The sequence below is a fragment of the Nitrobacter sp. TKz-YC02 genome (assembly GCF_049852135.1).
Lineage (GTDB): Bacteria > Pseudomonadota > Alphaproteobacteria > Rhizobiales > Xanthobacteraceae > Nitrobacter > Nitrobacter vulgaris.
In genome coordinates this window covers 3581117-3593445 of sequence record NZ_CP180728.1, presented here as the reverse complement: position 1 = coordinate 3593445, position 12329 = coordinate 3581117, and the positions used below count along the sequence as shown (strand labels likewise).

8 protein-coding genes and 1 pseudogene are annotated in these 12329 nt (G+C 61.2%); 4 read left to right on the top strand and 5 right to left on the bottom strand.

Annotation, left to right across the window (positions count from 1 at the left end):
• Positions 1-251 precede the first annotated feature (251 nt).
• Positions 252-5492, bottom strand: a complete 5241-nt coding sequence (locus ACM561_RS17255; RefSeq protein WP_425906687.1) for a DUF7379 domain-containing protein — start codon at positions 5490-5492, stop codon at positions 252-254.
• A gap of 194 nt (positions 5493-5686) precedes the next feature.
• On the opposite strand from ACM561_RS17255, the pseudogene ACM561_RS17250 reads away from it, so the two are divergent.
• From ACM561_RS17250 to ACM561_RS17240, 3 genes and pseudogenes are all read left to right on the top strand, one after another.
• A pseudogene (locus ACM561_RS17250) lies at positions 5687-5809 on the top strand (IS6 family transposase); the annotation flags it as partial.
• A 349-nt stretch (positions 5810-6158) separates the two neighbouring features.
• Positions 6159-6743 (top strand): hypothetical protein, encoded by a 585-nt coding sequence (locus ACM561_RS17245; RefSeq protein ID WP_425906685.1) that lies wholly within the window; start codon positions 6159-6161, stop codon positions 6741-6743.
• Between the two features lie 67 nt (positions 6744-6810).
• Positions 6811-7707: an integrase core domain-containing protein gene (locus ACM561_RS17240; RefSeq protein WP_425906683.1), complete on the top strand. Its 897-nt coding sequence runs from the start codon at positions 6811-6813 to the stop codon at positions 7705-7707.
• Positions 7708-7835: 128 nt separating this feature from the next.
• Here the strand turns inward: ACM561_RS17240 and glgA are convergent, their stop codons facing one another.
• Positions 7836-9245, bottom strand: coding sequence for a glycogen synthase GlgA (gene glgA / locus ACM561_RS17235; protein WP_425906681.1), 1410 nt, complete (start codon positions 9243-9245; stop codon positions 7836-7838).
• 708 nt (positions 9246-9953) lie between these two features.
• Between glgA and ACM561_RS17230 the strand changes: the two genes are divergently transcribed.
• On the top strand, positions 9954-10352 hold the full coding sequence (locus ACM561_RS17230; protein ID WP_425906679.1) for a cupin domain-containing protein: 399 nt from the start codon (positions 9954-9956) through the stop codon (positions 10350-10352).
• A 350-nt stretch (positions 10353-10702) separates the two neighbouring features.
• On the opposite strand, the gene ACM561_RS17225 is transcribed toward ACM561_RS17230, so the two are convergent.
• The 3 genes from ACM561_RS17225 to ACM561_RS17215 all read right to left on the bottom strand — a co-directional run bounded on the left by ACM561_RS17225 (position 10703) and on the right by ACM561_RS17215 (position 12325).
• Complete coding sequence (locus tag ACM561_RS17225) at positions 10703-11686, bottom strand: zinc-dependent alcohol dehydrogenase family protein (protein WP_425906677.1); 984 nt, start codon at positions 11684-11686, stop codon at positions 10703-10705.
• Positions 11687-11897: 211 nt separating this feature from the next.
• Positions 11898-12032, bottom strand: coding sequence for a hypothetical protein (locus tag ACM561_RS17220; protein ID WP_425906675.1), 135 nt, complete (start codon positions 12030-12032; stop codon positions 11898-11900).
• Complete coding sequence (locus ACM561_RS17215) at positions 12032-12325, bottom strand: hypothetical protein (RefSeq protein WP_425906673.1); 294 nt, start codon at positions 12323-12325, stop codon at positions 12032-12034. Before ACM561_RS17215 ends, ACM561_RS17220 begins: the two co-directional genes overlap by 1 nt.
• Between the last annotated feature and the right edge of the window lie 4 nt (positions 12326-12329).

Genomic DNA, 12329 nt, shown 5'->3' with positions numbered 1-12329 from the left:
CCGTGGATCAGCACGCGGTGCCCTGGACGCACGACGCAGTTGGCCGCGCATTCCCGCCGCAGCTCGCGGCTTAGTTCGCGAACGGCCTTCCGGTTGCGCTAGCACGTTCACGTGGTGACCGTCCCTTTCTCGGCCATTTCGCTCTCGTCGACGACCCCTACGCAATATCTGGGGCGCTGCGCCATTTGCCGTTTTCACCGAGGCGAATTTTCCTAGGGTTCGTCGCACGGTGACGGATGCGTCTGTCCTGCTCACGCAACCCCGGTTGCGCCTCGCAGCTGCGCCACGATCGCGCTGGTCGCGCCGCCCAAGGCCGGGTGATCGACAAGAATATCTATCAGGAACTCCATCTGCTCGAGGACCGACGAGAACTGAAGCGCGGACGCGCCGCGGCGCCATGGCCGCAGATAAGCTGCGATCACCTGCTGCTGAACCTTTTCGTCGAGCTGACCCAACAGAAGCGCCCGTCCGAGCGCGACGTCCGCGAGGGCCACGCCGTTCCAGAAATTTGGGTCGTAATTGTCGAGCGTCTGGGCCTCGTTCTCGGCGCGGAGCAACCCCTCATCCAGATCGATGCTTAGCTCCTTGTCATTGGCCGCAATGCCGAGCAGACCCAGAAGTGTATTCGCCAGCAGTTGATTGAGCAGCGAATAGGTGTCGAATTTCCCGCCTGCCTCTTTGCGCCTGAAGGCCTCGCCATAGCACCGGCGCATTTCCTTCAGCGCACCGATTCGCTCATCGCCGCTTGTAACTTGCGCGAGGCGCTTGCTGCAGCTCCCGAGCAATGACCAGCGTTCCGCCGTCACGCCGCCGTCGGCGAGCTTCGGCAGGCTCATCAGCAGCGCAATTGCTTCATTGATCTCCTTCTTCGGATCACCCCGCTTTGCTTTTTCGATGGCGCCCCGACGTGCCATTAGGTTTGCAAGCTGCTCGATGACGCGAATCGGCGCCTGCGCCTGCTCCGCCTTGAGCGCAAGCGTGTAGGCCTCGATCGCCTTGTCGATCAGCTGCATCTCCGCATAGGCCTGCCCCAGTACCGCCTGCAGCTCGGGATTGTCCGCCCACTTGGTCGCAAACGAACTGGCCGCGATCGTGAGGAGCCGTTCTCGCAACGGCGCTGGATCGCGCGTCGCCAGCGTCTGGGTGTCCTGAACGATGTCCCGGATATCGGCGATCAGTTCCTCGACATGCACATACTTGTTTTGCGTGCGCGGAGCCTGGGTCCGTGCACCGTCCAGGAACAATCGAAAGGCGGGATCGCCGTAGCATTGATAAGCGCCCCAAGTGTTTGTCCCGGGGAAGCTCTCGAAGACCGCGCGCCTTGCAGCGAGCGTGGCGTCGCCGAACGAAGCTCCGGCTAGGAACTGGTTGTAAAACACTTCGGCGAAACACTTGGCGGCGCCGTCGTCGACCGCCCAACCGGCGGCGATCACGGCGCGCCCACCGAGCTTGATGAATGCGGTCGCGATATTGGCGGCCAGTTCATGAAAGCGAGCGGTTGCCTTGCGTTCATCGCTTGGATCGATCTGTCCCAGATAGCAGCAGTTCATGAACACGAACTCGGGAATTGCCTCCATCTGCGCGACATCCGCAGGCTCGAAAAACGATCCGTGTTCGATCGCCATGCCGGTAACCATGCGGTCGCCACGCTTGACGTCCACGGCTCCATGCCCCGCCAGATGCAAAATCCGCCAGCGACCGCACAGGACCGCCGGTAGGCTGCCGCGGGTGTCGGCGCACTCGATGCGGTCTGTTACCTCGAAGCACTGCTTCTCCAGCAAGCCGGCGACCAGCCTCGCTTCCTCGGCCGCCCCTTGGAGCGGGGGAAATTCCGGAAGTCCGGTTGGTGGATTGCCCACGACCAGCGCTGTCGTCCCCGTCGCCACGATCGACCGCTCGGGGGTGTCAGTCCCGGTGAGCTGGCGGACCATTCCGGCGCGCACCGACAATGGCTTCTCGTCGGCGCGTCCCGGCCGGCACAGCAGTTCCCAAGGATAGCTCGCGGTGACGGGGTCGAGGACCAGGACCCGCCCGCGGTCATCGCCCGTCTCGCGCTTGAAGTCTGCGGGCAGCAGCAGTTCATAAAGCGTGCCAGCGGCGGAGTGCTCTTTCGTCCCGAGCTTCTCGGTCACGGCGCTCGTCACAAACTCGGACACTTTGTACTGGTTGGCGACCGGGCGTACCGGAAGTCGTGCGCGATCGGTGAGGTCGGAGAACAGCAGCTTGCCGCCCTCTAGCGCCTCGATCTTCAGCCGTCGCCACCATGACGAATCCTCCAGCGGCGGTGACTGGCGGCGTCCTCCGTTTTTGGTTTGCACCAGGCCGTCGAATGAAAAGCGGGGATAGGCGCCGGGTTTTCCAGGTTCGAGGCGTGCCAGCGTATGCGCGACCGCGATCGCCCGGTCACGGTACAGTTCGACAAACTCGATGTCGGTGAATGCATCGTCACCAAGCATCAGGTTGGCGTATTTCAGCGCGTCGAGCAGAGCCGAGACGGCGTCGGCTGTCTTCAGTCCGCCTTCGCCAGTGCCGATCACGACCATTGAGATTCCCATCTCGCCGGCCGGAAGCATGCGGCTTTCCCGGACCGCAAGCGCGTAGCGCCGCAGCGCTTTTGAAACGGTGCGCTTCAGATCGCCTGGCGTGAGCGCGCCGATTGCGCCGAGACCGATGACGACCCCGCCTTTCGGCAGCTGGGTGGGGTCTAGGACAATCTCCGCGGTGCCTATCCGGCCCGGATAGACGCGGGTGTCGCGCCGGCGGCTGAGCCGGCCATTCAGAGCCCGATCGAGTTGACCCTCGCCGCCGGCCAGCGTGTCACCCTCGTAGTGCCCGACTGCGACAGGCCAGCGCGAGAAGGCGAGATTGCCATGCGTCAGTCGGATAATGGTTGTGCGTCTGATTTCGACTGCCGGCCGGCGCGTGTATCCGAGCGCAGCCGCGACGATTTCTTGCCCGTCCGGAAACATGCTCGGAGCGTCTCCGCGCAGTTCGACGGGCACGCCGCCGGCGGACGATGACGGCGGCTGTTGTGGCAGGCGGCTGGTCGTCCCGCTGGCGAGCAGCTCCATATAGGCGTCGAGGGCGGGCTCGAACGCGGCGAGTTCGCCGGGTTGAGCTTGCGCCCACCAGGTGTTTCCCGGCACGGCAGCGGTGGCCGCCGTTTTCGCCGACGCGCTGTCGGCGAAGAACCGTACCTTGTCGTTCTCGACAGTCATCGATAGGGCAGGTGTTCCGTTCACCTGCACCAGAGGGAGCTTGAGAGCTGCAAGGGAGCCGATCTTGTCGCGCTGTTTGCGGGCTGCCTCCAGCAGCGCATCGGCGGGTGCGCCGGCTCCGCTTGCTTGCAAGCGTTGCCACAGCGTCCGGTCGAGTAATTCTGCCGGGAGCAGGTCGATCAGCCCCGGAAAGGCCAGGAACGCTGGGGTGATGTCCTTGCTTGCGGGCGCGAAGGTCAGGAGCGCGAGGTGTTGGGTCAGCCGATCGAGGCCAAGCAGGAGGCGGGCGATGCGGGCTGAACCGCCGAGCGGCAAGTCGAGCAACAGGACGCGCGCACCGGGGCGACCCGCGAACTGTTCGCGAAGATCCTTGTTGACGGCGAATCCGGCAGTCGCGACAAGTCCTCCTGCGCCATGAGCAACGATCCGGACCGGTTGCGTTGGATTTGTCGCCAGCTGAGCCCGCACCAGCTTGGCGAAGTGGCCGCCGCTGTCCGCCAGGGACAGGCGCCAGTCATAGGCAAACGGTACGACATCGCACGATTCCGAAAGACGCTTCACCAGGGGTGCGTAAGCGTCGGCGACAAGCGCGTCGGGCGTGAGCGGGAAGTCGGGGTCAAGCTGCAATTGTTTGAACTCGGCGAGTGCGGCCAGATCCACCCAGATGCGCTTGCCATTCGCGGATAGATGCGAGCCCATGCAATCCGGAATCAGGATGACGGCGGGACGGGGCGCGCCGGCGCGCTTTCGCGACAGGAAGTCGCTGATTTCCTGCGTCGGTTCGATGCGTTGAAATCCGGCATCGTCGTCGGCCGAACGCAGCAGCGCATCGGTCATCTTGCCCAGGGTCTTGTCGTTACGGAAATAGTTGAAATGGCTGACCGTGTCTGCCCTGTCGAAGAAAAACCGGGCGGCCCGGTTGGTGCGCGCTAGCCCGCCGTACATCGACAGGGTATCGACGACGAGGTCATGATCGCCGCCGTAAAACCAGTCCGCGGCCCTGAGGCCGAGCCGGGCGATGAGGGACGCGCCCTCTATGTCGCCGGCAATGACCGACAGATCCGCCTTGGTTTCGATGCCTGGCCGGTTCAGCAGCATGGTCAGCAGCGAGCCCGGCATCATCGCCTCGAGACCGGGGACCGATCGCGGGTCCGTCCGTGTCTTTACCACGGCGAGCAAAAAACCCTTCAGGAACTGGTAAAGCTGCGAGCCGCCAAGGCCGGTCAGATCGAGAACGCTGGTCGCGAGCGACAGCCAGTTATCGAGACGTCCCGAGGCCAAGGTGGTGCCGGCGGCCGGGCTGGCGACTCGGACGAACCGTTCCATGATCGGCCGCTTCTCTTGGAGCAGGCGACCGAGCTCGGCGAGTTTGGCGAGTTGTTCGCTGTAGTCTTGCCCGACGCGATCCGCGCGCAGCTGAATCTTACCGATCTCGTCTGCAAACAGCGCCTTGCCGTCAGCGCGCTGGGGCCAGCAGAGCAGTTCGCCGATCATCCCACCTCGGGAATGGGTTACGACATGCAGCCGCGTCCCTGCGGGCAATGCCTTGAGCGCATCGATGGCATTGTCGATGGGGCTTACGCTCAGGGTCGGGTGGTCGAACGCGACGATGCGATTGCCATATGTGTCCCGGAGCTTTTTGACCGTCGCGACGCGCGGTGCGGCGGTGCCCGGTTTCGACCAGGGGATCGCGCCGAAGCCGCCTGCGGTGCTGGAGCCTGTTCCGTGGATGAACAGCAGGATTGGGTCGCTTCCGGTCAGATCGCTCGCGGCAATCGGATTTGCGCCGAACGCGCCATTGTCGAGCGACCAGGTTCGCAGGCCGTATTCGTCCTTGCGCCGGTTGTCGAACATTTGGGCAATCGGCTTGCCGGCCAGGCCTCCGGCGACATCGCCGAGCGCGGAGAGGTTGAGATCAAACGTGCGGACGGACTCGATGGTCGTCCCGGCCGCGCCGGCCCGGGTCGCCGGCCCTGGCAGGAAGACCGGCAGTGCGATGGTGTCCGCATCCTCCCCGCCACCTCGGGTGCTGATGATAGACAGATCCGCCGCGAGTTGGTCATACCGATGGTAGAACCGCGCGCCGGTATCTAGCGTCAGCTCGACGAGCGTATCGGCGTTCACATCGAGTTGTTGGATTGGTTCATTGGCGCGGCGCGCGCCGACCCGGACGGCCTGCGGATTCTCCGCTCGCGCACCAAATTCGTGCAGCTCTCCAAGGTCCGGTTTGGGCGGAGCCGGATCGGTAGCCCCTGGAACGAGAATGCGCACCATCGTCAGCCTCTGCAACATGCGGCCAACCGGCAAAATCGCTTGCCGGCGGTCGAGTCAAGTATGAAGCAAATCGCGTTTCAAGAAAGAAATGCGGTTGCCCCTGGTGACTGTCCGCCGCGCCTTAAGCCGCCGACATGAGGCAATGTCACGTTGTTGGGCTTGCCGGCGCCGATCTGCGGCCATAGGTGTCGATAATGAGCAAAATCAGCTACGTCGGATATCGCTTCCCACCCGTGATCATTCAGCAGGCCATCTGGCTCTATGCCCGGTTTACACTCAGCTTCCGGGATGTCGAGGACTTGTTGGCGGAGCGCGGATCATGGGGTCCTATGAGCGCAGCGAGAGCGCGATAGGCCAGCCTTGATACGATCCTGCCATTGCATTTGAATATATTAGGATCCTTTCGAATCCATGTGGTTAATCGTTCCACTACGTCGTAGTCGTTTGCGGCGATTGCGTTCAACGGAACCACAATGTTCGATTCATGGTTGCGCATGGATTCAGAAAACCCGCAAATGGTAATTGTAATGTTAGGCCGAATGCTTGGGACTCGGAATAGAAGCGCTGTCGCTCTGCGCTTCGCTGGCGATCGCATGTTGACCGTGACAGGACTTGGCCTACAATTGCAGTGTGCAAGGCGGACTTTCCAATTATTCAGGTGTAACGATGCCCACAGCAGAAGCCGTCATGCCGCCAAACACCATAGCACTTTTCAGTGGCCACATGATCGATGCGCCCGATCGAAAAACGCCGCGGTTTCCCCAACACCAGGAGCCTCACGCCGACGCTGCAATTACCAATGTGCTTTCGAGGATTGGTGTCATCCCCGGCGACCTTGCAATTTGCGGAGGCGCTTGCGGTGGCGATCTGTTGTTCGCTGAAGCGTGTCTCGCACGAAACATGCGGCTTGAAATCTACATCCCGTTTGAGGAGCCGACCTTTCTTGCCAACTCGGTGGATTTCGCCGGCGGCAATTGGCACGACCGCTATCACGCAGTCACATCGAAGGCGACGCTGCACATCATGCCCGAGGATTTGGGCCCACTGCCGGCCGGCGAGAACGCCTACGAGCGCAACAATCAATGGATGCTGGAGAAAGCGGCACGATTTGGCGACGAAAAGATCGCCTTCATCTCTTTGTGGAACGGCGAGGGTGGCGATGGTCCGGGGGGAGCGCGTCACTTCATAGACGAAGCGCGGCGTAGGACCACGCGGATCTACTGGCTGGATACGACAAAGCTGTGGGATTAGGGAGATCAGCGATATGCCTGTGTGTCATGATCATGCCCTAAGGCCGTAGGGCGACTCCGGCGTCAGGGTGCAGACCAACCAATATCTATTTCAACGCATTGTATTGTTTCCCAAGATGTATGATGCACTGGCGATCGTCCGACCGGACACTGTGATCCGTTGGCATCGTGCCGGTTTCAGATCGTATTGGCGCTGGAAATCGCGACGCCGCTGCGGCCGACCGACTGTGCCGCTAGACATTCGTCGGCTGATCCGCAAGATGAGCCTCGCCAACCCGTTGTGGGGAGCGCCGCGAATCCATGGCGAGTTGTTCAAGCTTGGCATCGAGATCGGCCAGACCAGTGTGGCCAAGTATATGGTGCGGAGGAGGGCCCCTCCATCACAAGGCTGGAGGACGTTCCTTCGTAACCACGCTGACGGGATCGCCGCGATGGACCTGTTCGTGGTGCCGACAATCTCGTTCCGACTGCTCTATGGGTTGCTGATCATGGGCCACGGCCGGCGGCAGATCCTGTGGTTTGGGGTGACCGCGCATCCGACGGTCGAATGGATCGCCAACCAACTGACGGAGGCGTGTGGCTGGGAGCAGGCCCCTCGTGACCTGATCCGGGACCGCGATGGCGCATATGGCGAAATATTCATGCGTCGGGTTCGGTCCATCGGTATTCGCGACCGCCCGACGTCTCCTCGCTCACCGTGGCAAAATGCGTATGCTGAACGGCTGATCGGATCGATCCGCAGGGAATGCATTGATCATATCGTGGTCTTCGGCGAACGCCATCTGCGCCACGTGCTGCGCCACGTGCTGCGCTCGTACATGAGCTACTACAACAGCACGCGCGCTCACTTGTCATTGAAAAGGACGCGCCGATGTCACGCGCCGCCGAGACAGCCGGACGCATTATCTGCCATCCGATCCTGGGCGGACTGCACCGTCAATATGCCCGGATTTGATATGCGGTAGGCACACCCGAATGCCCATGGCGCGCAATCGACGGGTGACAACCGCGCCACCTCCCGTAGAGCTTCGGAGGACAGCTTTCCGCGAGCGGAGCCACGTGAGCGATCTTCATGGCGTCGCGGTTCCTGCTGCTAAATTGTGGATTGATAGAGCGAGGCGTAGGCTTTCGCCGAATTGGTCCAGCTGAACGCTTGGCCCATGGCTGCTCGCCGCATTCGATCGAGGCGGTCTCTCGCGCCGAACGTGGAGAAGGCGCGGCACAGACTGCTTAGGAGACCATCTGAAGAAGGGCGTTCGAATAAGAAGCCAGTCTGACCGTCCTGAATGGTTTCGGCCAAGCCGCCCGTTCGATGGCCGATCGGCAGCGAGCCAAAACGTTGGGCGTACATTTGGCTGAGACCGCACGGCTCAAAGCGGGAAGGCATCAAGGTAAAGTCACTGCCCGCGAAGATGCGGCGGGCTTCGTTATCATCGAAGCCGATCCTCACCGCGACGGCCCCCGGGTGGCTTGTCTGGGTCTGCCGCAACGCTTCCTCGAACTGCGCTTCTCCTTTACCCGTGACGATGATCTGTCCGCCAGCATCGACGATCGCCTTGGCATTCTGGATGACGAGATCGACACCTTTCTGGTGAACAAGCCGGGCGACAAGCGCGAAGAGGGGACCGCGCGAAACTGCCAGCCCGAACTGACGCCGGATATTCTTGGCGTTCTGAGATCGTCCTTGCCAATCCCCGGCGTCGAAGGTCCGGGTCAGGGACGTACAAGTCCGTGGGTCCCAACTTTCATCAATGCCGTTCAAAATGCCCGATAGCTCGTTCTTTTCGGCGCGCTTCCGGAGGATACCTTCCAGGCCGCACCCGAACTCGGGCGTGGTGATTTCGGCGGCGTAGGTCTGGCTTACCGTCGTGAGGCGGGAAGCGTAGACTAGGCCGGCTTTCATGAGGGACAGACGGTCATAGAACTCCACGCCATCTATATGGAAGGATTGAGCCGGAATGCCGAGGCGAGGCAGCGCGTCTCGGGAGAAGACGCCCTGATAGGCGAGGTTATGAATCGTGAACACGCTCGGGAGTGGCCGCTGCGACCATTCAAGGTAAGCCGGTATCAGCGCGCATTGCCAGTCATTGGCGTGGACAAGGTGTGCTGACCAGTCCTTGTCGATGCTTCCCAAAGCGATCTGGGCCGCCGCGTAGGAGAACGTTGCGAAGCGGACGTCATTGTCCTGCCAATCGACGCCGTGCTCATCACTATAAGGAGAGCCCGGCCGCTCGAAGAGTTCGGGGCACATGACCACGTAGTAGGGCATGCCGTCGGCGGCATGCCCCTTGCCCACTCGAAAGGATGGAAGGCCCGCGAACCCCGGCGAGTCGCCGACGACCTCTAGATTGTTAAGACCGTGGAGCACTTGCGGATAGCCTGGCACGACGATGCGGATATCAGCGAGTGGCAGAAGAGCACGCGGCAAGGCGGCTGACACAGCGGCGAGGCCGCCGACTTGCACAAAGTCGTAGGTCTCAGGGGTCGCGAAGAGTATCCTCATCGCAAGCGACCCTTACCCGAATGACTGTTCATTGAAGCCCCCGAACGCCTTGGGGCAAGGCGCACCTCCTTCAAATTCCAAACGTCGGTTTTAGTTCCATGTTGTGATGAGCAATTTGTCCACGCCGGTCTTCCTGCGACGGCTGGCGCGGGGCCGCGTCGTCTCCTCGACGATCCAGCGCTTGTCGGCTTCGCTGAATGTCCTGCGGTAGTCCCTACCGCAAACCATATCCGGCTGGTAGTTGATTGAGAATCGGGTGATGCTGTTGCGTGATGTTGGACCTGTGCAGACTGATCTGGCGGATGTTCACGGATCTTTTCCGGTCACGAGCTGCGCTTGAGGCCGAGATTTTGGTATTGCGGCAACAAATCAATGTGCTGCGGCGAGGGGCGCCTCGCAAGCTTGCTTTCAACCCAATTGACCGCCTGATTTTCATTGGTCTTTACCGGTTGTTCCCTCAGACCTGTCGTGCGCTTGCGATCGTTAAGCCGGACACTGTTATAAGATGGCACAGCGCGGGCTTCCGATCGTATTGGCGCTGGCAATCGCGACGCCGCTGCGGCAACTTCGACTTGAATGGCGAGGCCACGACGGCCAAAGCGAAACAAAGCAGCCCGATCATTTCGCCAGCTTAAGCGATTCCATCACGTCATCAACTCGGATATGGTTTTCGGTACACACAGGGAGGCTCTAGAACGGGAGACTACAATGCGACTTTCTCACTCAATGTTGCTGACCTCCATGCTCGCAGCGTGCTTGGCTGTATCCTTGGCGCACGCCGAGGACATGAAGTTTAAGGGTACGGTGCTGCAGCAGGTCGATCTCGGTAACCTTCCGGCGGGTGAGCGCGTTATGAAGCTAACCATGTTGGAGTTACAGCCCGGTGCCGAAATTCCGCCTCATACCCATAAGGGACCGGGCCTTCGCTATGTCGTGGAGGGCGTCATTTCCGTTGCATGGAAAGACCGGGAGACACAGACTTTCAAGGCGGGTTCGACGTATTTCGAGAGCGCAAGGGAAAATCACCCACCCGGTCAGATGTCCGCTAAGAACGCGGCGGATGGCATGACACGTGTGGTAATCGTCGAACTCGTGCCCAAGGAATAAGGCCCGCCGTTGCGCAACAGGCGTTGCCGCAATTGCGTCACGCAGTTCATCGCGGAAGCGGTCGGAGCGGTCAATCTGATCCTTGACTTCGGCATCGGTCACCATGCGTCGTCATTCCAGTGGTTCGTTAGCGTAGTCGGCCAGCTTGGTCGCAGCTTCCACGATCTCGATGCGCAGCTCAGCTGTAAACCGGCGCTGAACAAGGCCCCTCGCCTGCGAGAAAGACCACCGCGGCGTGGGTGTCGATGCGGCGAACGTCAGCATCGCCACGCGGGGGCGACTAGGAAGGCAAGGACTTTCCGCTGAATGGCCGTTTCCTGGGTGGTCGGGCTTGTCATGTCCGGCTTTGGTTAGGGTTGAAGAACGGCTGCCCCCAGCAGTTGTCCTGCCCTCAGCATGGCAAGGGCGTCGTTTGCCTTGTCGAGGGGAAAAGTCGTCGTGCGGATGTGAATTCCGGCCTGAGGAACGATCTTGAAGAAACCGATGCCGTCCTGCCTCGTCAGATTGGCAACGGACAGCAGTTGCCGCTCCTCCCAAAGGAGACTGTATGGGAATGACGGAATATCGCTCATGTGAATTCCAGCGCACACAACCCGGCCACCTTTGCGAACTGCACGCAGGGCGAGCGGGACTAATTCACCGGCCGGAGCATAGATGATGGCGGCATCCAGCACGGCCGGCGGACGCTGATCGGATGCACCGGCCCAGACGGCGCCAAGTTGCCTGGCGAAGTCTTGCGCCGCGACATCGCCGGTGCGGGTGAAGGCAAACACCGAGCGTCCCTGCCAGGCGGCGATCTGAGCGACGATATGACCTGCCGCCCCAAATCCGTAGATACCGAGCCGTTCGGCGTTGCCCGCGATGACCAGCGACCGCCAACCTATCAGGCCGGCACATAATAGCGGCGCGACTGACACGTCATCGCCGGTTCGGCCGATCGCGAAAGCATAGCGCGCATCGGCGATGGTGTGGGTTGCGAAGCCGCCATCGCGGGTGTAGCCGGTGAAAAGGGGGCGGTCGCACAAATTCTCCATGCCGAGGCGGCAATAACGGCAAACGCCGCAGGTGTACCCAAGCCAGGGGATCCCAATGCGGTCACCAATCTGATGACCGGTTACGCCGATACCCATCAGGTCGATGCTGCCAACGATTTCATGACCAGGGATGATCGGATAGCGGATGCCGGGGAGTTCCGAATCAACGACATGGAGGTCGGTGCGGCAAACTCCACACGCACTGATTTTGACGCGGATCTCTCCGTCGCCAGGGATTGGATCGTCGCGCTCCTGCATCTGGAGCGGTGTGGCTGAAGCCGAGAGCACCATCGCGCGCATGGAATGCCTCCCAACAAGGCCGGCGGCGTAGTACGTCCGATCAGCTTGGAACGTAACGCGGGTATTCATTGCAGTGCAATAGCCACCCCTGTTTGACCTCGATCAAAACATTTCCGCTGCCGCGTGGTGAGATGACGCCTGTGTGTACCGAAAACTTAAACACGGGCGTAGCGATGATGATGAAGTCCGCCCAGGATGGCGCGTGAACTGATCACACCGGTTCGCTGAACCGGGCGAGAACCGGCGCATCCTTGTTCAGGGATCGATGCGTTCGGATGCCGTTGTAATAGTCAGCATAAGATTTGAGTATCCGGCGCAGATGCGCCTCGCCCCGGATCGATCCCATCAGCCGTTCAGCAAAGCCATTTTGCCAGGGTGAAGCCGGTGCGGTGGGCTGTCCCGGATACCCATGGCGCGCAATCGACGCGTGACGACGCTGCCGTAGATCCGGTCGCAATCGCGGATGAGGTAGTGCGGAGCTTCATCCCAAGGAAACGCCTCCGTGATCTGACGCGCAATCCACTCCGCTGTCGGGTTTGTTGTGACGTTGATCCAGACGAGGTCTCTGCGATCGAGCCGGACGATGACGAAGGCATAGAGCAGGTCGAAACCGATCGTCGGGACACCGAACAAGTCCATAGCG

What these genes read in the sequence shown, in the direction of transcription:
- ACM561_RS17255 (WP_425906687.1), bottom strand. Translation starts at nt 5,492, where the DNA reads ATGGTGCGCATTCTCGTTCCAGGGGCTACCGATCCGGCTCCGCCCAAA.
- ACM561_RS17245 (WP_425906685.1), top strand. Translation starts at nt 6,159, where the DNA reads ATGCCCACAGCAGAAGCCGTCATGCCGCCAAACACCATAGCACTTTTC.
- glgA (WP_425906681.1), bottom strand. Translation starts at nt 9,245, where the DNA reads ATGAGGATACTCTTCGCGACCCCTGAGACCTACGACTTTGTGCAAGTC.
- ACM561_RS17230 (WP_425906679.1), top strand. Translation starts at nt 9,954, where the DNA reads ATGCGACTTTCTCACTCAATGTTGCTGACCTCCATGCTCGCAGCGTGC.
- ACM561_RS17225 (WP_425906677.1), bottom strand. Translation starts at nt 11,686, where the DNA reads ATGCGCGCGATGGTGCTCTCGGCTTCAGCCACACCGCTCCAGATGCAG.
- ACM561_RS17220 (WP_425906675.1), bottom strand. Translation starts at nt 12,032, where the DNA reads ATGGGATCGATCCGGGGCGAGGCGCATCTGCGCCGGATACTCAAATCT.
- ACM561_RS17215 (WP_425906673.1), bottom strand. Translation starts at nt 12,325, where the DNA reads ATGGACTTGTTCGGTGTCCCGACGATCGGTTTCGACCTGCTCTATGCC.